This window comes from Enterobacter sp. 725m/11, from assembly GCF_011683705.1.
Classification (GTDB): domain Bacteria; phylum Pseudomonadota; class Gammaproteobacteria; order Enterobacterales; family Enterobacteriaceae; genus Enterobacter; species Enterobacter bugandensis.
Map to the genome: position 1 here is coordinate 32,366 of NZ_JAAQOK010000019.1, position 20,699 is coordinate 53,064.

18 protein-coding genes and 1 tRNA gene are annotated in these 20,699 nt (G+C 50.8%); 16 read left to right on the forward strand and 3 right to left on the reverse strand.

What is annotated here, in order from left to right:
* From HBA26_RS10315 to HBA26_RS10380, 14 genes are all read left to right on the forward strand, one after another.
* Positions 1 to 432 carry a DUF4431 domain-containing protein gene (locus HBA26_RS10315; protein WP_049137229.1) on the forward strand — a complete coding sequence of 144 codons (432 nt, stop codon included), beginning with the start codon at positions 1 to 3 and terminating at the stop codon, positions 430 to 432.
* Positions 429 to 2,219, forward strand: a complete 1,791-nt coding sequence (locus HBA26_RS10320; RefSeq protein WP_166720899.1) for a TIGR02594 family protein — start codon at positions 429 to 431, stop codon at positions 2,217 to 2,219. The genes HBA26_RS10315 and HBA26_RS10320 overlap by 4 nt, the downstream gene beginning before the upstream one ends.
* On the forward strand, positions 2,216 to 2,758 hold the full coding sequence (locus tag HBA26_RS10325; RefSeq protein ID WP_126345376.1) for a hypothetical protein: 543 nt from the start codon (positions 2,216 to 2,218) through the stop codon (positions 2,756 to 2,758). Before HBA26_RS10320 ends, HBA26_RS10325 begins: the two co-directional genes overlap by 4 nt.
* Positions 2,759 to 3,044: 286 nt before the next feature.
* A complete protein-coding gene (locus HBA26_RS10330; RefSeq protein ID WP_126345375.1) occupies positions 3,045 to 4,253 on the forward strand; it encodes a hypothetical protein in 1,209 nt (402 codons plus the stop codon).
* Positions 4,250 to 7,720, forward strand: coding sequence for an ImcF-related family protein (locus tag HBA26_RS10335; protein ID WP_126345374.1), 3,471 nt, complete (start codon positions 4,250 to 4,252; stop codon positions 7,718 to 7,720). The genes HBA26_RS10330 and HBA26_RS10335 overlap by 4 nt, the downstream gene beginning before the upstream one ends.
* Positions 7,720 to 9,321, forward strand: coding sequence for a type VI secretion system protein TssA (gene tssA / locus HBA26_RS10340; RefSeq protein ID WP_063437047.1), 1,602 nt, complete (start codon positions 7,720 to 7,722; stop codon positions 9,319 to 9,321). Before HBA26_RS10335 ends, tssA begins: the two co-directional genes overlap by 1 nt.
* Before the next feature lie 31 nt (positions 9,322 to 9,352).
* The gene (locus HBA26_RS22895; RefSeq protein WP_241235449.1) at positions 9,353 to 10,495 is read left to right on the forward strand and encodes a PAAR domain-containing protein; all 1,143 of its coding nucleotides are present in this window, start codon (positions 9,353 to 9,355) and stop codon (positions 10,493 to 10,495) included.
* A complete protein-coding gene (locus tag HBA26_RS10350) occupies positions 10,488 to 10,739 on the forward strand; it encodes a hypothetical protein (protein ID WP_100169918.1) in 252 nt (83 codons plus the stop codon). The genes HBA26_RS22895 and HBA26_RS10350 overlap by 8 nt, the downstream gene beginning before the upstream one ends.
* 84 nt (positions 10,740 to 10,823) lie before the next feature.
* A complete protein-coding gene (gene tssF, locus HBA26_RS10355) occupies positions 10,824 to 12,578 on the forward strand; it encodes a type VI secretion system baseplate subunit TssF (protein ID WP_048959657.1) in 1,755 nt (584 codons plus the stop codon).
* Complete coding sequence (gene tssG / locus HBA26_RS10360; RefSeq protein WP_126345373.1) at positions 12,542 to 13,627, forward strand: type VI secretion system baseplate subunit TssG; 1,086 nt, start codon at positions 12,542 to 12,544, stop codon at positions 13,625 to 13,627. The genes tssF and tssG overlap by 37 nt, the downstream gene beginning before the upstream one ends.
* Positions 13,605 to 14,150: a type VI secretion system lipoprotein TssJ gene (gene tssJ, locus HBA26_RS10365; protein ID WP_126345372.1), complete on the forward strand. Its 546-nt coding sequence runs from the start codon at positions 13,605 to 13,607 to the stop codon at positions 14,148 to 14,150. The genes tssG and tssJ overlap by 23 nt, the downstream gene beginning before the upstream one ends.
* On the forward strand, positions 14,150 to 14,605 hold the full coding sequence (tssE, locus tag HBA26_RS10370; RefSeq protein WP_041908863.1) for a type VI secretion system baseplate subunit TssE: 456 nt from the start codon (positions 14,150 to 14,152) through the stop codon (positions 14,603 to 14,605). Before tssJ ends, tssE begins: the two co-directional genes overlap by 1 nt.
* Positions 14,606 to 14,619: 14 nt before the next feature.
* On the forward strand, positions 14,620 to 15,090 hold the full coding sequence (locus HBA26_RS10375) for a hypothetical protein (protein WP_041908865.1): 471 nt from the start codon (positions 14,620 to 14,622) through the stop codon (positions 15,088 to 15,090).
* Between the two features lie 60 nt (positions 15,091 to 15,150).
* Positions 15,151 to 16,479 (forward strand): VasL domain-containing protein, encoded by a 1,329-nt coding sequence (locus HBA26_RS10380; RefSeq protein WP_126345371.1) that lies wholly within the window; start codon positions 15,151 to 15,153, stop codon positions 16,477 to 16,479.
* A 51-nt stretch (positions 16,480 to 16,530) separates the two neighbouring features.
* Here the strand turns inward: HBA26_RS10380 and HBA26_RS10385 are convergent.
* Positions 16,531 to 16,602 (reverse strand) — tRNA-Arg (locus HBA26_RS10385).
* Between the two features lie 75 nt (positions 16,603 to 16,677).
* On the reverse strand, positions 16,678 to 17,607 hold the full coding sequence (locus tag HBA26_RS10390) for a formate/nitrite transporter family protein (RefSeq protein ID WP_041908869.1): 930 nt from the start codon (positions 17,605 to 17,607) through the stop codon (positions 16,678 to 16,680).
* A gap of 315 nt (positions 17,608 to 17,922) precedes the next feature.
* Here HBA26_RS10390 and mlaA point away from each other — a divergent pair, with 315 nt between their 5' ends.
* The gene (mlaA, locus tag HBA26_RS10395; RefSeq protein ID WP_041908870.1) at positions 17,923 to 18,675 is read left to right on the forward strand and encodes a phospholipid-binding lipoprotein MlaA; all 753 of its coding nucleotides are present in this window, start codon (positions 17,923 to 17,925) and stop codon (positions 18,673 to 18,675) included.
* Positions 18,676 to 18,719: 44 nt separating this feature from the next.
* Here mlaA and fadL read toward each other — a convergent pair whose 3' ends face one another.
* Positions 18,720 to 20,000, reverse strand: a complete 1,281-nt coding sequence (gene fadL / locus HBA26_RS10400; protein WP_041908871.1) for a long-chain fatty acid transporter FadL — start codon at positions 19,998 to 20,000, stop codon at positions 18,720 to 18,722.
* A 372-nt stretch (positions 20,001 to 20,372) separates the two neighbouring features.
* Here fadL and HBA26_RS10405 point away from each other — a divergent pair, with 372 nt between their 5' ends.
* On the forward strand, positions 20,373 to 20,657 hold the full coding sequence (locus HBA26_RS10405; protein ID WP_028013973.1) for a YfcZ/YiiS family protein: 285 nt from the start codon (positions 20,373 to 20,375) through the stop codon (positions 20,655 to 20,657).
* The last annotated feature ends 42 nt before the right edge of the window (positions 20,658 to 20,699 follow it).

Here is a 20,699-nt window from a genome sequence, read left to right on the forward strand (position 1 = left end):
ATGTTAAGTATGCTTAAGAAAATTATATTGAGTATGGCTATCTTATTTTATAACTCCGGTGCAAATGCTGCATGTCTGAAAGAGGGGGATAAGGTTGTACTCTCAGGAGTGATGAAAGAAGAGTTGTTTTACGGTCCCCCTAATTGGGGAGAAGATAGGGAACATGACGAAAAATTACTTTACTGGATCCTGCATTTAGATAGCCCGCTAAAGTGCGTGATTGATGCTAATACAGAGCAAAAAGGTTGGGACAGCAATGTTCAGCTCATTATTATCGGTGACGATTATAAAACCAAGCGCAATTTACTAAATCAGCATGTCACTGTAGATGGAAATGTTATGCTTGCTGTCACAGGCTATCACATGACTTCAGTTTTACTAAAAGACAGCAGTTTTAAACCAACGGAAAAAAATAAAAAGGATGATGTATGAGATTTGTAAAAGCGACATACCATCTTGAAACCAAGACGGTTGAGTACGAAGCTGGTGATGGAACACGTTTGCTAAAAACTGCAGGGACATTAAATTGGAGATTTAACAACCCCGGGAATATTATGGCATTACCTGATGCAGGTAAGCAAAAAGGGCGGATAGGTGCTGGGACTGTATATAACCCGAAAGAAAATACATTTGCGATTTTTTCTAGCATGGAAGTAGGGGAGCGTGAAAAATGTGCATTATTGAAGGGAAAATATCGAGACAATACTATATCAGAGATGATGTCGCAGTATGCACCAGAAGCTGCAGGCAATGATCCCGTAGCTTATGCCAATTTTATAAGCTCAGAGAGTGGAATTGCAAAAGATAAAAAAATATCTGATTTGAATGATAATGAATTCGGCAAAGTTGTGGATGCAATCAGTAAAAAAGAAGGTGGCCTGAAGCCCGGAACTGAAAAATGGGTGTATGTGACAAATGTGACTGTTTCTGATGGCTCCCGACCAGTTGCAGATGTGCCATTTAAAGTGACACTAGGAAGCACTACCTACGATTGGAAAACAGATGCTTATGGTAAGCTCAAGACAATCATCCATACGAAACAAGGAATGGCTATTGTCCTCAAATATACTAATTCTGCAGGAAAAGAGGATGTTGTTTATTCAGCTGTTGCTGGGGATGAAACGAAAAATATACTGCTCACAAGAAACTTTTCACAATTCGCTGCAAAAACACTAGCCGAAAGCCCAAAAGTTCCACGAGAGAAGAGTACTCAGGAGCCGATAGAGTACATAGTTATGTCAGGAGACACCCTCTCGAAAATTGCCGAACGTTATAAGACAAGTACTGATGAAATGGCTAAAAATAATAATATAAAAGATGTAAGTAAGATCTTCCCCGGCCAGCACTTGACGATTTATGGTGTCAATACTAGTGGCCCTTCAGTATATATAGTTTCACCGGGTGATACACTGGCAATAATAGCGGCGAAAAACGGTGTGAGTGTAGATGATATCGCACGACAGAATAATATATCGGACCCTAATAAAATATACCCGGGGCAATCCCTTTCTATTAGCACAAATGGCAGTAATGCTGCTGGTGAGACTGAGAAACCAGCAGTCAGTTCTCCAGCATCAAAATCAGTGAATAAAAGACGAAAAAATAGCGGTATAAATACCAATAAAAAAACGCTAGAATCGGTTGGGGGAAAGAATTCTGGAAATCCAATAGCTCTACTTCCTCATGACCAGAGAGAGGCTCCGTGGATGAATATTGCACTGAGTGAGGCCAGGAAATGGCATGGAACTAAAGAAGACTCTATTACCAGCAATTATCATGCATTAATAGGTCATAAATGGATAAAAAATCTAGTTGGGACATTAAATGCCTGGTGTTCGTCTTTTGTGAATTATTGTTTTCAAGAAAGTGGGTATCATAAAACAGTTCCAGATCCATATCGTGCCATTTCGTTTTTTAAAGATAGCAATAACTTTTTTGAAATCAAAAAACCTATCTATGGATGTGCCGCATCATCAGGACATCACGCAACCTTTGTATATGGTCAGTCTAAATCTGGAAAATTAATTTGTTTGGGTGGGAATCAGGGGGATACAATAAAATTTTCATCCTATAATGATTTGAGGTTTTTTTTACCGGTGGCATATAAAGGATATTACGAGTCAACTGTACAAAAAGAATTAGAGATCTTTGATGTAGATGAACTCAATGAAATGATTGGTATTAATTATAAAACAACTGGACGTGAGAGTACAAGATGATTCTAACAAACAAAATAAGACTAGCATTATTTCTGATAACTTTACCCGTAATTAATAGTTTTGCATCTACTTTTACCAAGGAGTTTGATCGAATTGATGGTGTCCATAAGGTGAGAATCGATATTCAAGAAGAAAATATTGGGGGCATTAAAAGTTCAAAAATAACCGCTTCGGAATATGTGAACAACAAAAAAATATGGAGTCTTGTAGATTATGTAAACAAATGCCAGCTTGATATAAATATGGCGTTGATTAAGGACTCATTCGAGATTAAGAAAATTAATGACTCATTAGATACAGTATTGTTTGCTTATACCATAGGTTGTGTGGGCGGCCTCGATCCAGTTGCTGTAAAATATTTTGCTTATGAAAATGGTGTGAAGCATTCTCTTCGAGGAGAAGAACGGATGATTACGCCTGTTGGGGTAATTGATGATAATGTTAGACCACTACCAGATACTAATTTGAAAAATAATATTCTATTGCATAAATACATGCTCAACAATTGGTGTAAAGCATCAACAGTTGTTCTGAAATAGATATGTTTTGATTAAATATTTAATAAATCTAGTGGGCCAAATGAAATTAGTGACAGTGGTGAAGTGGAAACTAATTGTTGCTTTTAAATTTGTATTATTCCAAACAGTTATGGGGTTTTATTTCCACAACTAAAGTAAATTAGAATCTTATTATTTCTAGCCTAAGTCTGCGAAAGATGAAGAAGGTGGGGCATGAACAATTTTAGAATTATAATTGTGTTACTGTTGCTGTCATCTTGAGTGCTTGCAGGGTACCCCGGTGGAATATCCTTACGTGAGAAAATGAATGTCATATACACTTAAACATCTGCCAGAACGCTATCCCAGACCTAATTCTCTGAATTTCTCTCGTTGGCTTATTGCTCTGGTTGCCATGCTTTCGGTCAGTGTTATCTTAATGCGTATATTTGGGCGTTATGTTGAAAATCTGTATTTTTGGAAATTGGCTATAGGTTTACCTGTTGCTTTATGGAGTGTCTTGTTTTTTTCTCGTTTGCTTCTTTGGGCTTTACAGGATAGTAAAGCAAACGCTTTTGACAAACAGCGAGAGCAGTGGATCCTCCAGGAAACCCGTAAGGCACGGCGTGTACTACAGGTGCTGAATGCAGCATTTATTACCGGCCACTCATCAGTTAATCAGAAAGATGCGGCTATTGCTATGCAAAACAACGATAGCATTATTGTTTCACAGGTCGACCGAGATGGTAATGAAAGCACAAGAATGAGCCAGGTTGCTTCCAGCCCACATGACTTGCCAGAATTCGTGATAACTAACATTTTTTCGCAGTTGATTGCTGACATTCCTTTTGCACAAATTCCTGAGAAAGTCCCACTGGTTGTTTTTTTTGATATAACAACATCTCTGCCCCTTGGGAATATTCGTCATTACTGGGACGAGGCCTGGCAAAAGAATAATATTCCCCATCCTGTTGAATATGGTGAAGGGAGTGGACTCAGCGTAATTGACCGCTGGTTGAATATACGTATTACAGATAATGCAATGCTATTGATTGTGGGGCTCCAGTTTAATCCTTCCGATTCTGACAATACAGCTGAGGCCGGTGTAGCACTGCTTTTGGGCAACCGCCTGACACAGGATGCACTCGACCCTCTCGCGTTGCTGCACCGTCCAGATGCTTCCCCTCCAGGTGAACTGAGCGAGGGGATGAACATGGCCGCCTGGAACGTCCCGCTCAAAGGAAATATCGTGAAAAATTTATGGCTTGCCGGGCTGACGGGTGGGCAGCATGCAGAAGTGATCGCGTGCCAGAATGCACATCCTGCGCAGTCTGTAGCGGACGACTCCGTCATTTCACTCGACAGGTCTATGGGACATGCCGGTGCCGCAGCCCCCTGGCTGGCCATCGCGGCCGCCACTGAAATAGCCCGACAGACACAGTCTCCACAGATGATTATCTGCGGTGATACGACACAGAATGTGCTGTGGAGCACGCTTATTACTCCGATTGCTTCCCGACAGGAGATGGATCCGTGAAGCTACCTTTTTCTTTTGCACCAAAGACTACGGAAGGCCGCTATCTTTCTGTCGTATTTATTCTCTTTTTACTTTTTGCCGTAATGACGTTTATGGTCTGGAAGCATCCAGATATGGCAGGGCTGGAAGACGGTAGCCAGCAGCAGATTTACTGGCTTATTGGCGGGGGCTGCACTACCGGATGCATATCTGCCATGCTGGTTTTACTCCTGTTGCAGGCTCTCAGTGGTGGCAAAAAGGAATTTGATGCTCTCATCAACAAAACTAAGGGTGATGACGAGAAGAAACGGGAGAGTGAAAAAGCTCCTGTATCTCCGGCAGTGCTGATGTCTGCCAGGATACGTGCTCATCTGCGTACGCGTATCGGTCTTTACTGGCGTGGCAAAGCCCACCTGTTGTTGATAACCGGCGACGAAGCCGCGATAGAGCAACTGGTTCCCGGCCTGCAGCAAAACCAGTGGCTTGAAGGCAACCGTACCGTTCTGATTTATGGCGGGAGCCTGACGACTGAACCGGACAAGGAAAAATACACCGCGTTGCGTAAGCTGCGTCGTGGACGCCCGCTGGACGCGATTGTCCGCATCATGCCGCCGTCGCTTAACCTGACCCCACAAATCAGTGACAACGATTTACGCGGGCTGGAAAAAATCAGCGAACTTCTCTGTTATTCCGTACCGGTCTGGCTGTGGCAACTCTGCGACAGCAAATGGTCACAGGCCACACGTCCTGAGCAGCCAGTGGGGGCAAGCTTTTCACTGCGCGCAAAAGAAGACGATGTTATCCGCCAGCTTGAGCTGATGCTGCCGGCCCTGCGGGCGCAGGGGATGAGTCAGGTCGCGGAAAACAACCGCCACGACTTCCTGCTGCGTCTGGGCCAGCATCTCAAAGACGGCGGTATCGCCCGCTGGGCTCAGCAACTGCTGCCATGGCTCTCTGTCTCTCAGCAGCGCGTTCCACTGCGGGGCCTGATGTTCAGCCTGCCGGGGAAGCAACCCGCGGAGACGTCAGAGGAAACTGCCGGAACGGAGAAATATATCCCGGAATCACAACGCCATACCCTGACCCTGCCGGTGACATGGCAGGGTATCGTTGACGACTGCACCCGTGTGCGTGGCCGCCGTGTCGGTATGGCGTGGGAAAGAACGCTCGCCTGGACGCTAATGGCGATGATTGGCGTCTGGGGGGCGGGAACGCTGCTGTCGTTTGCGGTTAACCGGTCACAGATAGTCTCAGTTGCGCAACAAGCCCGTGCCCTGGTGGAACACCCTTCCGTATCGGACTACCAACTGACGGCACTCCATGACCTGCGAAACGACGCCGGTCGCCTGCTGCATAATGTTGAGGAGGGCACGCCATGGTATCAGCGCTTCGGGATTGACCATAACCAGCAACTGCTCAGTGCGATGCTGCCCTGGTATGGTGTGGCGAACAACCGCCTGATACGCGACCCGGCGAACGCCGCCCTGGCGCAAAAGCTTACAGCGCTGGTCAGTTCAGCGCCAAACAGCGACCAGCGGGCGCAGCTGGCGAAACCGGGCTATGACCAGCTGAAAGCCTGGCTGATGATGGTTCGTCCGGATAAAGCCGACGGTGCATTTTACGCGCAAGCGATGAAAACCGTGCAGCCGACGCGTATGGGCATCTCAACCGGGCTATGGCAGAGTCTGTCGCCGGATTTATGGGCTTTCTACATTAACGAATTGCCAAAGCAGCCACAGTGGAAAATCACCCCGGACGCGCAGTTGGTCAGCCAGAGCCGTCAGGTGCTGTTGCAGCAAATTGGCCACCGCAATGCAGAAAGTACCCTGTATGAGAACATGCTCAAATCCGTACGCCGTAATTTCGCCGATGTGTCTTTGGAGGACATGACCAGCGGTACCGATGCCCGTCGGCTGTTCACCACCGAAGAAGTGGTGCCGGGTATGTTTACCCGACAGGCCTGGGAAGGCGGTATCCAGCAGGCCATTGAGAAGGCGGCAACCTCGCGCAAGGATGAAATTGACTGGGTATTGAGCGATTCCCGCAAAGCCGTATCGGCGGATCTCTCCCCGGAAGCGCTCAAAGCGCGCCTGACAGAGCGTTACTTTACTGACTTTGCCGGCAGCTGGCTGAACTTCCTCAACAGCCTGCGATTAAATCCAACAAACAATATTGCCGATGTCACCGACCAACTGACGCTGATGAGCGATGTCCGCCAGTCGCCGCTGATTGCCCTGATGAATACACTCGCCTGGCAGGGGCAGACCGGCCAGAAAAGCGAAGGCCTCTCAGACTCAATCATCAAATCGGCTAAAGACCTCGTAGGCGGGAAAGACAAACCTGCGATTGACCAGTCAGCGTCAGGCCCACAGGGACCTCTGGATGAAACCTTCGGCCCGCTGCTTCAGCTTCTGGGTAAAAACAACGGCAGTAACGTCATGTCGGCTGACAACTCTCTGAGCCTGCAGACCTATCTGACCCGTATCACCCGCGTGCGCCTGCGCCTGCAGCAGGTGGCCAGCGCCTCAGACCCGCAGGAGATGATGCAGACCCTGGCGCAAACCGTATTCCAGGGCAAAAGTGTGGATCTGACCGACACCCAGCAGTACGGCAGCCTCATTTCGGCAAGCCTTGGCGAAGAGTGGAGCGGTTTTGGCAGCACTATGTTTGTGCAGCCTTTGACCCAGGCCTGGGAGACCGTGCTTCAGCCGTCGGCAGCAAGTCTGAATGACAAATGGAGTCGCTCAGTTGTGGCTAACTGGCATACGGCATTTGACGGGCGCTTCCCGTTCGCCGCGAGCAAGAGTGATGCCTCTTTGCCCATGCTGGCCGAATTTATACGTAAGGACAGCGGGCGTATTGAACGCTTCCTGACGACTGAACTCAGCGGTGTGCTGCATAAAGAGGGCAGTCAGTGGGTGCCGGATAAGATTAACAGCCAGGGGTTGAGCTTTAACCCAACGTTCCTGCGGGCGATTAATCAACTGAGCGGGCTGTCAGACATTCTGTTTACCGATGGCAGTCAGGGCATTAGCTTCGAGCTGCAGGCGCGCCCGGCACCGCAGGTAGTGGAAACTCAGTTGACCATTGATGGTCAAAAGCTGCACTACTTTAACCAGATGGCCGACTGGCAGTCCTTCCGCTGGCCGGGAGACACATACAAACCAGGAACAATGCTGACCTGGACCTCGGTCAACGCCGGAGCGCGTCTGTTTGGGGATTACAGCGGGACCTGGGGCTTTATTCGCTGGCTGGATCAGGGCAAGCGGCAGCAGCTTGACCGCAGCCAGTGGATGGTAAGTTTCACCGCCCCGGATGGTCGTACTCTGCAATGGGTACTGCGTTCACAGCTGGGCAGCGGGCCGCTGGCATTACTGGCACTGCACGGCTTCACGCTGCCGGATCAGATCTTCAGCGTTGACAGCGCGGCCACGGCTCAGGCGCTGATGGCCAACACGGAAAATAGTGACATGGATGGAATCGAATAATGAGCACTCTTCAGAATCTGGTTGCCGCCTGTCAGGCGGACGAAATTGAACTACGACAGCAGGCGCAGGTACGAACAGAAAGCTGGCGGCCCTGGCTTGCCCCTGTCAGCGACACCAATCCTACAGGGGAAGATCCGGGTTATGACGATGATTTCCAGCGTATCAGAGAGGAGGTGAATAAACTCTCCGGCATCGATACCGGGCTGATTTGTACGCTTGCCGAAAAATTGCTGACCACTACCGCCAAAGATATCCGGATTGCCACCTATTACTGCTGGGCGCGTTTGCACCAGGACGGGGAAACCGGCTTTGCCGAAGGGCTTGAACTGCTGGCAGGATTGCTGCAGCGCTACGGAGTTCAGCTTCATCCGCAGCGGGAGCGAAGCCGTAAGCCGGCGCTGGAGTGGCTCGCAGGCTCTCGTCTGCTCGACAGCCTCTCCCTCTGGCCGGAAGTAGTGCGCAGCGATGCTCAGCGCACTGCCGGTGCGCTGTTGCTCATCCGCGACAGTCTGGAGACAGAGCCGGAAACGTCACGGCCAGAACTGAATGCGCTGTTCAGCGCGCTGGAATCCCGCCTGATGAAGGCTGGTGGCGTAGATGCTTTGGTTCCTCAGAACGCCAGTGACTCGTCTCAGCCACAGATCTTATCGCACGTGACAGAACCTGATGCGCCCGTCCTGAGCCGCATTACGTCCGGTCAGGATTTACTGGCCCAGGCCCGGACCCTGACGGGTTATCTGCGTGAGCAGCCCGATGGATGGCTTGCCGCACACCGGCTGATGAAAAGCCTGCGTCATGACACGCTGAGCGCTATCCCGGCTCCTGATGCAGAAGGGAAAACGCGCATCGAACCACCGCGGGCTGACCAGCGGACCATGCTCAAACGTCTGTACCTGCAGCAGAGCTGGCTGGAGATACTGGAGCACGCGGACAGCACTTTCTCCCGTGGCGCCAACCACCTCTGGCTGGATTTGCAGTGGTATATCCACCAGGCCCTGATGAAATTGGGGCAGGATGTACTGGCTGATATCATCGCCGCTGACCTGAAAGGATTGCTACGCCGCCTCACCGGGCTTGAAACGCTGGCCTTTAATGACGGTACGCCGTTTGCTGATGAGGTCACGCTGAACTGGATAAATCAGAGCGTGCTGGACGATATGTCCGGCTGGCGTGATGAGCGAGTCAGTACTGCCAGTGAGACGGACAACGATATTCTGACCCTCGAGCAGGAAGCGCTTGAGAAGGCGGACACGGATGGCCTGGATGCCACACTTCACTGGCTGCAGACTCTCCCGGGCAACGACTCCACGAAAGACAAATGGCTGCTGCGCTTGCTAATGGCCCGCGTGGCGGAGCAGAAGGGCAAAAATGAACTGGCCCTGCATCTGCTGGGGGAACTCGATGGCGCTGCACAGTCCATCACCCTCACGCAGTGGACCCCAGCGCTGCTATTTGAAGTCAAATCGCGCCGTCTCAGACTGCTGCGCATGAAAGCCACCCGCAGCGAAACCGATAAATCTCGGCTTCAGCCCGAGATGGATCAGCTTCTGGCCGGTCTGATTGCGCTTGACCCGGCAGGCAGTGCGGTGCTTTGCGGGTAACCAGGACTGAATTCAGCGAAAAGGAAAACGTATGCCAGTAAAAGGCTTTTATCTGGTGCAGGGTGACAAAACAACCTGTGGCGGGAGAATTATCACGGGCGCAGAAGATCACACTCTGTTTGGTAAACCTGTTGCCCGGGAACAGGACGGCGTGACCTGCGGTAAATTTGTAGGAATTTACAAGGTAGCCGGTGGCATCGATAACGATATCATTCACGGCAGACGAATGGCCGGGACTCTCGACAGCTACAGTTCATGCCCCTGTAAGGCAAAGTTTATTCCGTCGATGATGGATGATACGTACGAGAAGAGTTCGGCTGGTGCAATTTCAACTGCAGGAGGCGCTGGAAAGACATCGTATCTGGCTGGCTCACGGGCTGATACGATGTTTGCTCCTGGCAATGATAGTAGCCAGTCTGGTCAAAATGACCTTGCGGGAGTGTGTATTGCAGAACCGAATGAACTGAGTGATGGCGTTTTCCTCTGGACAGAAACCCAAGGTGCAGGACATGTTTTCGTTTCAATACACATTAATAATATGATCCATGTGTTCACCTATGGAAGATATGATCAGGAAGGATTTAGTCCTGTAGGTGAAGGCGTGTTGATTAAATATTCCGGCGAAAGAGCGGTAGGGTTTTACATAAAAGAACTTTATCGGATGAGGGCGTCAGTTTTTAAAATACTGGACGTCGATGAATCCAACACGCTATCAATATTTAATGCTTTATGGGCATCCAGCAGCGTTCACCCTGATGGAAAAAATACTAGTGCGGAAATAAAAGAAGATGGACGCGTTATTGATAGATATAACCTGGCAGTGAACAACTGTACTACAACATCAGTAACGGGACTTAAAAAAGCAGGTACAGGAATATTTGACGTGAGACTGCTATACTCTTTGGGTTATAGTGAAGACTTTGCGATTCCATCGTCTTTGAATGCTTATTTGGAGGATTTAGCTGTAAATCCAGCTGATATGCGAATAGTTAGAATGACTGACGAATTTATGGGCAACTATCATAACGCTTCAGATTATAAGGAAATTGAAGGTGCAGGCAGCGGTAATGAAACTGCCGGGGCAATAGGCAAAGGAAGTGGGCTCACAGGAAAAGGCTCGAGCGGTTATGCCCCCACAACATTCAGCCAATCCCAGGGAATTGAGAATGATTAAGCGTCTACTGCTAGCTTTTGTGCCTGTAGTTTTGTTTTTACTGGTCAGTACAACAATTCTTTCCCTTTCACTCATGGATATCAAATACACTTTTGAAACCGTGTTAATTGGAACAAGTTTGGATTATTTGGTTGACGAAACCTACTCCATGGTTTGGCTGTTTTATGGTTCTTCGAATATTGCTTTTGTTGTTATTTATATTATCTCTCTTATGGTGTTTAAGCGAGTAAGCAAGAAATATTAGTCGATACCATATCAATAAGTTGCAGGCTGTCATGGCTTCCCTTTATCCCTAACACTGTTAAACATTCAATCATATTGGTTATCTATGGACGACTTAACCCTGCGTTACTACGACGCTGAAATGCGCTACTTGCTGGAAGCCGGCGAAGAATTTGCCCGCGCTCACCCCGAGCAGGCAGCAATGCTCAACCTCGATAAAGCTGGCGCGCGCGACCCGTACGTGGAACGCCTTTTTGAGGGCTTTGCCTTCCTGATGGGGCGATTGCGTGAAAAGCTTGATGACGACCTGCCTGAACTGACAGAAGGGCTGGTCAGCCTGCTCTGGCCGCATTACCTGCGCACCATACCGTCGATGTCGGTGGTGGAGTTCACCCCTGAGTGGCGTGAGATGAAAGAGCAGATGCGCATCGTCAAAGGCTTTGAGGTGAACTCAAGGCCGATCGGTGAGAAGGGCACGCGCTGTCGGTATACCACAACTAAAGAGATTACTCTCCAGCCGTTGTCGCTTGAGCACGTCCGCCTGTCGACTGACCCTGACGGGCGTTCGGTTATTAGCCTGCGGTTTAACTGCAGCCATCTCGCCGACTGGAGCCGTATCGATCTCAGCCAGCTCCCGTTCTACTTCAACGCAGACGCACCACTAGCCTGCGCCATGCATGAAGCCTTTACCATGAATACGGCGCGCCTGTGGCTGCGGATGCCGGGTGATATAGACAGAAGACCGCTTGACGGCTATTTCGCCGTGCTGGGATTTGACGATGATGACGACCTTTGGCCGAAGGGGAGCAGTAGTTTTAGCGGCTATCAGCTGCTGCTGGAGTACTTCACCTTCCGTGAGAAATTCATGTTTACCGGCTTGCGTGGACTGGAGACCGTAGTCTTTCCGGCTGAACTCCCCTGGTTTGAAATCGACGTGGTGCTGGCAGAACGCTGGGAGCATGATTTCAGCTTTACCGAAAAGCATCTGCGCCTGAACTGTGTGCCGGTGATCAACCTGTTCCCGCTGGAATCTGACCCGCTGACGCTCAACTCCCTGCAGACCGAATACATGCTGCGACCGATGCGGGTGCAGGACGGCCATACTGAGATTTACTCTGTGGACTCGGTGATGTCATCCAGCCAGCATACCTACGTGCCATTCTCGAGCTTCCGTCACAAAGGCGGCATGATGCGTCATGAAGCCCCGGAATATTATTATCACACTCGTGTGCGGCGCGGCCCGTCAGGCCTGTACAACACCTGGCTTATTCTGGGCGGCGAAGCGTTTGATAACCACACGGTACCAGAAGATGAAAGCCTGTCCCTGACGCTCACGGGCACAAACGGCCAGCTCCCGCGGCGAGCGCTCCAGAGCACCGTGCTCGATACAGTGATGAAAACGACTTCAGCCAGTATTGCCGTGCGTAACCTGTGTGCGCCGACGCTGCCCTGTTATCCCCCGGCGCAGGATCGCTTTCACTGGCGTGTGCTGAGTCATCTTGGCAGCGGCTTCCTGTCGATGATGGACAATGCCGACGTGCTGCGCGGCACGCTGGCGCTGTACGAGTGGACTGACAGCGAGATGAACCGCCGTCGTCTGGAGGCGATTATCGACGTGAAGCACAGTGAAACGGAACGCTTTGAGCAGGGGTACCTGGTGCGCGGGGTGCAGATTGAGGTGACGTTGGACAGCTACGGCTTTGCCGGGCGTGGCGACATCTGTCTCTTCGGCGAGATGCTAAGCCGCTTCTTCGCGCTCTACACCGATATCTATCTGTTTAACCGCCTGATTATCATTCTGCAACCGACCGGAGAACGCCTGGAATGGCAAGAGAAGCACAACCGCCGTATTCCCGGCTGAGCCCACGGCTGGAGGCGGATCTTCACCGCATTAACTTTTACCGTTTCTGTCAACTGCTGGAGAAGCGCAATCCAGGTAAGCCGTTGATGGGCTCGACCAGCCATCCCGCAGATGACCCGGTACGTTTTGCACCGCACTCGGGGATGGGATTCCCATCCAGTGAGCTAAAGGCTGTCGAGTATGCCGAGGATGATGACAGCAGACCACCGCTCATCCGCACAACCTTTATGGGGATGTACGGTGTCGACTCACCTCAGCCGACAGCCTATCTCGATGATATCACTCAGCGTCGTGAAGGGTATGAAGCGCTGCAGGGTTTTCTGGATATCTTCAGCCATCGCATCCTGACGCAGTTTTACCGCATCTGGCGCAAATACTCCTATCCCGCAACGTTTGAGCCGGGGGGAACGGACAGCATTTCACAGTCGCTGCTGGGGCTGGTAGGGCTGGGCATACCGGGAACCGCAAACCACATTGCCACCCCGGTTTCCCGCTTTCTGGCGTTACTCGGGGTTCTGCAGCAGCCGGGCAAAACCCAGGAGGGGATGCAGGCCCTGGTGACACTGCTGGCCCCGGATACTCTCGTGAAGGTCAGTCCATACTGCCTTCGACCGGTGGAGGTCAGTCAGCAACTGGGCTTCTACGGTGATGACGATTTTCAACTGGACGGCAATACCCCGCTGGGTGACGAAGCAATGGATGCCAGCAGCCAGTTGCTGGTTGCGCTCGCGACGGAAAACGAACAGGAGGCGCAGGGCTGGAAGCCGGACGGCCAGCTGTATCAGGATTTCCTGGTCATGCTCCGGGTGTACCTGGGCTGGCGGTTCAAGGCCAGAATTACATTGACCACTTCAGTCCGGCTGCTGGCCGTTCCACCGCTGGGCGAAAGCCCTTTCTGGCTGGGAATGAACGGTGTGCTGGGAGTAGAGGGTGATACTCTTTCGGATGAAATACCCGATACCTTTACGACAGAACTGGGTGATTACCGCGGGCTGGAGCCTGCGAAACCGCAACAAGGAAATCGACGTGTTACCTACAAGTTTAATTAAGACCATGCGCTGGATTATACCTTTTATGGCGATTAGCCTGACAGGCTGCGGCGTGGCGCAGAGCGTCACCGACGGCACCAAATCGGCGTTTAATTCTGTGTTCTATAAAAAGATTAAAATACTGCATCTGGATTTCACTGCACGTGAGGCGCTGAACATTGATGCCCGAGAAAGTAATCCGCTTTCTGAACCAGTCGTGGTGCGGGTTTACCAGCTTAAAGATCGAAAAATCTTTGATAAGACGGTTTATATGCAACTGCTTCAGGATGATAGCAGCATTCTGAAAGGCGATATGCTAGCGAGCCGTGATGTCGTGGTAAAACCAGGCGGTGATGCAAGCCTTGATATGCCGATGGAAGAAGCTGCGCAGTTTGTGGCTGTGGTGGGGCTGTTCCGCCATCCGGATGAGGTCAACAGCACCTGGAAGCAGGTTATTAAACGCAGCGACCTGGATCCGGATAAACCGCGTACTCTGGAAGCTGGCGAGAATCATCTGACGCTGCAACCGCTTAAGGACAACTGATGCCCCACGGACATAACACGCCTTCACTGTATGAAATGCTAACCGGAAACTTTTCCGGTGGCCTCAACCTCAACCAGGTGAGTGAAGAAAATCAGGTCATCCTCTCAGTGTTGGATAATATGCAGCGCGTTCTCAACTGTCGCGCCGGCACGCTCGCGCATCTCCCTGACTTCGGCTTGCCCGATATGACGAAAATCCTTCAGGGTATGCCTGGGACGGCCCATGAACTTATGAGCACGCTGTCGACTGTCTTGCTCAAATATGAACCTCGACTGAAGAAGATAGATGTTGTTCTGCTGGACCAAAAAGTTCCAGGCGAACTGCGCTATGCCATTGACGCTGAACTCAAGGGGATTGGCCTGGTGCGCTATGGCACTGAGTTTATGCCCGAAGGACGGGTTCTGTTGAGGCACCTCAGGCAACAGCAGTACCTCGATACCACAGCCCGTATTTAAGGCCAGGAAACACTATGTCAGTAAAATCACAATTCATAAAAAAACTGCAGGCCAGTCAACCTTCACCCGTTCCTCCAGTCAGTAAAACTCAGGCAGATATTGCAGCGTTTCGCCTGCGAATGGAGCAACTTCAGCAGCAGATGGATGAGTGGCTCACAGGTACCGGACTGAATGTGAGCACTGTCTCTGCTTCCGTTTCGGACCTGCTGGTGGAGGGAGGGGCTTTTGAGATTTCCGGTATTGTTCTTCGTTATGACAGTCGGGCGGTAAAGTTTATGCCGATCTTTCTGTATGGACAGGGCGTCGCCGGTTGTGTCGAGGTGACTTTCTGTTCCGGAGAAAATGTTATTTCTCAAGGGCGGCTCTTTATGCGGGTAGGGGGGGGAAGTGACTGGATCTTCACTCCCCCTGATACACCATCTCGGTCAGGACAATTATTTGATGAAGGTATTTTTTTCGGTCTGATTTTAGCGCTGTTGCCATAGCGATAACATTATTTCATCAACTGACGAAATCAACTGACACGAATATGCAGGCCCTCCAGAATGACTATAGATATAACGTTAAAAACCGGCGGCGACCCGCGCACGCTTCCGGATTATGCCGCCCTTCGCGATGAACTGAGTAAATTAAGCCATCCCGCTCGACCGGACGTGAACTGGGTATACGTTGAAAAACGCTGCCTTTCATTATTCGAGCAAAACGGTGTCGAGTTGCAGACTGCAGCCTGGTACACCCTCGCCCGTACGCAGCAGTCTGGAGTCGCTGGCCTGAATGAGGGGCTGGCGATCCTGGAGGCTCTGATTAGCCACCAGTGGGAGGTTTTCTGGCCGCATTCGCAACACGTGCGAATGGAAATCCTTAGCAGCCTGAGCCAGCGCCTGCAGCAACTCATGCGTATGCTCACTTTGGATGACAGCAATCTGAGTGAGCTATATAACGCTGAAGCGTTGCTTTCCAGGCTGGGGGCGGTGCTCCAGACCCTTGAGCTTAAACACCTTAGCCAGTTCGAGACATTACGAACGGTGATACATTCTAATGCGGCAAGACTGGAAAAAAATCATGGAATGACAGATTCGCATGAGATGAAGCCCGACAGGGAAGCGCCTTTGGAAAAGGATGAACCGATCCAGGCGGTGAAAAGGGTATATGTTGTCCAGCAGAAAAATGAGCCGAACGGTGAGGAACCTGTGATGCCCTCCCGGATTGCCGGGCAGTGGAAGCCCTTTGTCGCCGGGATGTGTTCTGCGCTGGTGGCCTGCGTCGCCGTAGCGTGGGGAGGGGGCTTTCTGTCCAGACCCGATCCCTTAACGACTCAGGCCATTGCCTCACTGGCGCCGTTACCTGAAGTGCTTACACCTGTTCAGCAAGACGCGTTAACGCAGCGAGGAACGTTACCGTCTACGTTTATCTCAGATACGCAGCAGCAGCTTACACGGCTGGATAAACTTTCTCCTGACTGGAATATTTCCTACAGCCTACAGCTGTTAAAGCAGCTCCAGACATTACGGCCCGAAGAGGCTAACGCGCTGATAATACAGTGGCAAAAAAAGTTTAACGCGACGGCGTTGCCTGTAGACGCAATGAACAGCTGGTATCAGGGGATGATGACGCTTCAGCAACTGAGTGATCGGCTGAGTAGTCTTGATGAGCAAAAAGGAAAATATATAACCGTGAGTGAGCTTAAATCCGTGGTTTTTTCGACTATACAGTCATTTAACCATGCGATACCCGCTGAAGAGCAGCTCAGGCGCCTGTCGCAGTATCCTGCAGGAAGTGCGCTCCCTGAAGCAGAAAAGACCCAACTTGAGCTTCACCTAAAGCAACTGGCAACGCGTTATGCTCAAATAAAGCAGGATGCTTCTGCTCAATGAGTTTTTGCAGCGAACAGACTAATTTGGGTTAAAAACAGAGGAAGATAAAAGTGTCCCCTGCAGGAATCGAACCTGCAACTAGCCCTTAGGAGGGGCTCGTTATATCCATTTAACTAAGGGGACGAGGCGGCACGAGTATAGCGTTATTTACACTTTGCGTTAAGCGCGTTGCCGCCTGACTGCTCAAAGAGTCACCATTCAGGTTGATTTTTTTGCTGCTTTATCCTTTTCTGCCTGCGCCTTAAGCTCGGCTTTGCGTTTATTCGACATGTCGTTACGGATTTGGGCATGGCTTAACAGCGCGAAGATAAACGTTCCGCCGCAGATATTCCCCGCCAGCGTCGGAATGGCGAACGGCCAGAAAAAATCGCTCCAGTGAAGCGTGCCATTAAAGACCAGGTAAAGTATCTCAACGGTACCGACCACGATATGCGTGGTATCCGCCAGCGCAATTAGCCAGGTCATCAGTATGATCACCACGATTTTAGCGCTACCGGCAGAAGGGAACATCCACACCATTGTGGCGATAATCCACCCAGAGATGATGGCATTTGAAAACATTTCGACCGGCGTGTTTTTCATCACATCCATACCGATCTTCACAAATGCGTCCCGGGTGGGTTCATCAAATATCGGCATATATTCAAATGCCCAGGCCGCGATGCCCGTGCCGATGATATTTCCCAGCAGAACCACGCTCCAGAGCCTCATCAATAAACCAAAATTGCCGAGGGTAGGGTTTTGCATCACCGGCAGTACGGCGGTCACCGTGTTCTCAGTAAATAGCTGCTGGCGGGCCATGATGACGATAATAAAGCCGAAGGTGTAGCCGAGGTTCTCCAGTAAAAATCCGCCGGGCACGCCCTCCAGCTGCACATGAAATATCCCTTTAGCAAGCAGCGAGGCGCCCATTGACAGTCCAGCCGCGATAGCTGACCAGAAGAGGGCCATAGCATCGCGCTCCATCTCCTTTTCCCCGTCCTGGCGTATATGTTCGTGAATTGCCATCGCGCGGGAGGGGAGGCGATCCTCATCAATCTCTATCTCCTCCCCGCGCGCTTTCTCCTCGCTTTCAATTTCATGTTCCTCATTACTTTCGCCAATTTTGTCTTCACCCACTTCTTTCATATCTGCTCCCGGAGGTTGATCTTTCTTTTAAGCGTAGCGGCTTTTATCGGGATGCCTGTGGGGATGCTCTTAAATTGGCGGGAATGACAACAAAGGTGATACATCTTGTTCAAAGACATTATAAAATTGCCAGCGAAACGAATTCCAAAAGTCAGGCTATGCTGAGATCAGAGTCACGGTGATTACTGCCCGTAACTGTACTCATAGACATCGGTAAACGTGCTGTTACAATCACTTGCACGTTTTCAGACGGAGCGCCAGATGCTCCGTTACGGATGGCAATCAACGATAGCCATACTGAACAGGGAGATATTTATGAAACTTCGGCTGTCGGCGCTTGCGCTGGGCGCGACGATGCTTGTGGGCTGCGCCAGCTCCGGGGAGCAAACGGGACGCTCCGATCCTCTCGAAGGATTTAACCGCTCTATGTATAGCTTCAACTACAACGTGCTGGACCCGTATGTGGTTCGCCCGGTGGCAGTAGCATGGCGCGATTACGTTCCACAGCCCGCGCGTAACGGGTTAAGCAATTTTACCAGCAACCTCGAAGAGCCTGCGGTGATGGTCAACTATTTCCTGCAGGGCGATCCGTATCAGGGGATGGTGCACTTTACGCGCTTCTTCCTGAACTCCCTGCTGGGTATGGGTGGTTTTATCGATGTTGCAGGTATGGCAAACCCGAAACTGCAGCGTGAACAGCCGCACCGTTTCGGCAGTACGCTGGGGCATTATGGTGTCGGTTACGGTCCTTACGTCCATCTGCCGTTCTATGGCAGCTTCACCGTGCGTGATGATGGCGGCGATATGGTCGATACGCTGTATCCGGTTCTGTCGTGGCTGACCTGGCCGCTGTCGGTGGGTAAATGGACGGTGGAAGGGATTGAAACCCGTGCGCAACTGCTTGATTCAGACGGTTTGCTGCGCCAGTCGTCCGATCCGTACATTATGGTGCGTGAAGCGTACTTCCAGAATCATGACTTTATCGCCAACGGCGGCAAGCTGAAGCCGGAAGATAATCCAAACGCGAAGGCTATTGAAAACGAACTCAAAGATATTGATTCGGAATAAATAAAAAAGGTGAGCAACGCTCACCTTTTTTGATCCCTGCGCGATTAGAACGCGTAGTTGAAGTTAGTACCGAACAGCCAGGCTTTACCTTCAGAGGTAAATTCGTACGGGCCTTCCTTGAAGGTCACTTTCTGGCCATGCATATAAGATACGCCCGCATCGACAGAAGCATTCTCGTTGAACGCGTAGGTTGCACCAGCACTCACCCAGAAGCGGTCCTGATCCGGAATGGAAATGGAGCGCTTATCAGCCGGTACCGGGCTGTCATCGAATGCGATACCGGTACGGAATGTCCAGTTATCATCCATATAATAGGTGGTACCCAACGCAATGCGATAGGCGTCGTGGAAGCTCTCGTCCTTATAGAACAGCGTTTGACCGTTGGTGCCGGTCGCTTTCAGCTCCTGGAACTGGCTCCAGCTGGTATAGGCCAGGCTATAGTGAATAGCCCACTGTGGCGCTACGCGGTTGTAACCGGAGACTTCCCACATTTCTGGCAGATGCAGTGACAGTGAGCCAGGGACAGTTTGACCGGAAGTCCCCCACGGGATAGTGGTACCCGCACCAGGGACCAGGCTATTGACCGGCGTCAGGATGCCGCTCTTGTAATCACCGTCGAAGTCAATTTTTACTTCGGAACGATAGGTCAGGCCCCAGCGGTTGTTTTTGTCCAGCTCGTACAGAATACCGGCGTTCCAGCCATAGCCCCACTCATCGCCCTTCAGGCTGGCAATTTTGTTGCTGTTTTTCGGCAGGCGAGCCGTTTGTTCACCGGCGTAACGCTCAATTTTTGCATCGGCGTAGACGGCATCAAAGCCCAGACCGAAGCTCCAGCTGTCGTTCAGACGATAAGCACCGCTCAGGTTCAGGTTTAGCGTTGTCAGGTCTGTTTTACCGCCGTATTCGCCTGCCGGGTAGTTGTTATTGAACTCGGTAGCAAGGCCATAGTTAGACGTGACGGATGCGCCCCAGCCAAATTGTTCATTGATTGGTGCAACGAAGTGCAGGTTAGGTACCCACGCCGTTGGCGCAATGTTATCTGCTTTCAGGCTCGCACCAGAAGGTGACGTGCCGGAAATGTTGACATCAGGATCGATATACACCGCACCAGCAGAGAAGGTCGGGCGATCGAACATCATGATTAATGCAGGGTTACGGCTTGCGTTACCAGCATCATCAGCGATTGCACCTTCCCCTGAATACGCGCGGCCAAGGCCAGAGGAAGAAAATTCGTTTAGCTGAAAGCCCGCTGACCAGGCGGAAGTAGAGACGATTGCCACTGCGACTGCCAGCGCAGTCTTGTTGAACAGGGTTTTCTGGCTCATGACCATAACCTCATTGAGTTATTTTTATTCAATAATTGTTACATACCGTAACAGGAGCGCGAAGTGTAGGGTCTGAGGTATGACAGACAAATCAGACCAGTGGCCAGAGTATAGGTCCGACCAGCCTGAATGTTGCAAGTTTGTTTATTAATATTTTCAAACATGTTTCTTGAAACGAGATCTGGTTGGCAAAATTGTGACCATCGCGGCTCACCCAAAAGTGTGGTTTTTGTTTTAGATCATTTTTTAGTGTGATATCGGTCACTTATCCGATTTTGCGCCATTAACGGCTGGAGAGAGCCAGCGCTGGGGCGTAAAATATCAGCATCGTGTTTATCTCGCGCGCTGCGCGAATACAGAGGAAATTGAGCTATGAGTAAATGCAGTGCTGATGAAACCCCGGTTTGCTGCTGTATGGATGTTGGCACCATCATGGACAACACCGATTGCACCGCGTCTTACAGCCGTGTGTTCACCAACCGCGCCGAAGCCGAAGAAACGCTGGCCGCGCTGAGCAAGCGCGCGCGTGATGTGGAGTCCGATCCGTGTGAAATCAAATCTACCTTCACAGAAGTGGACGGCGGCGTGAAGCTGGATATCGATTTTGTGTTTGCCTGCGAAGCTGAAACGCTGATTTTCCAGCTCGGTCTGCGTTAATCCTTTTTGCCCGGTGGCGCTTCGCTTGCACGGGCCTACGAT

Bases quoted from the DNA above. Each gene is read 5' to 3' on its own strand.
- HBA26_RS10315 (WP_049137229.1), top strand. From the start codon at position 1: ATGTTAAGTATGCTTAAGAAAATTATATTGAGTATGGCTATCTTATTT.
- HBA26_RS10320 (WP_166720899.1), top strand. From the start codon at position 429: ATGAGATTTGTAAAAGCGACATACCATCTTGAAACCAAGACGGTTGAG.
- HBA26_RS10325 (WP_126345376.1), top strand. From the start codon at position 2,216: ATGATTCTAACAAACAAAATAAGACTAGCATTATTTCTGATAACTTTA.
- HBA26_RS10330 (WP_126345375.1), top strand. From the start codon at position 3,045: ATGTCATATACACTTAAACATCTGCCAGAACGCTATCCCAGACCTAAT.
- tssA (WP_063437047.1), top strand. From the start codon at position 7,720: ATGAGCACTCTTCAGAATCTGGTTGCCGCCTGTCAGGCGGACGAAATT.
- HBA26_RS22895 (WP_241235449.1), top strand. From the start codon at position 9,353: ATGCCAGTAAAAGGCTTTTATCTGGTGCAGGGTGACAAAACAACCTGT.
- HBA26_RS10350 (WP_100169918.1), top strand. From the start codon at position 10,488: ATGATTAAGCGTCTACTGCTAGCTTTTGTGCCTGTAGTTTTGTTTTTA.
- tssF (WP_048959657.1), top strand. From the start codon at position 10,824: ATGGACGACTTAACCCTGCGTTACTACGACGCTGAAATGCGCTACTTG.
- tssG (WP_126345373.1), top strand. From the start codon at position 12,542: ATGGCAAGAGAAGCACAACCGCCGTATTCCCGGCTGAGCCCACGGCTG.
- tssE (WP_041908863.1), top strand. From the start codon at position 14,150: ATGCCCCACGGACATAACACGCCTTCACTGTATGAAATGCTAACCGGA.
- HBA26_RS10375 (WP_041908865.1), top strand. From the start codon at position 14,620: ATGTCAGTAAAATCACAATTCATAAAAAAACTGCAGGCCAGTCAACCT.
- HBA26_RS10380 (WP_126345371.1), top strand. From the start codon at position 15,151: ATGACTATAGATATAACGTTAAAAACCGGCGGCGACCCGCGCACGCTT.
- HBA26_RS10390 (WP_041908869.1), bottom strand. From the start codon at position 17,607: ATGAAAGAAGTGGGTGAAGACAAAATTGGCGAAAGTAATGAGGAACAT.
- mlaA (WP_041908870.1), top strand. From the start codon at position 17,923: ATGAAACTTCGGCTGTCGGCGCTTGCGCTGGGCGCGACGATGCTTGTG.
- fadL (WP_041908871.1), bottom strand. From the start codon at position 20,000: ATGAGCCAGAAAACCCTGTTCAACAAGACTGCGCTGGCAGTCGCAGTG.
- HBA26_RS10405 (WP_028013973.1), top strand. From the start codon at position 20,373: ATGAGTAAATGCAGTGCTGATGAAACCCCGGTTTGCTGCTGTATGGAT.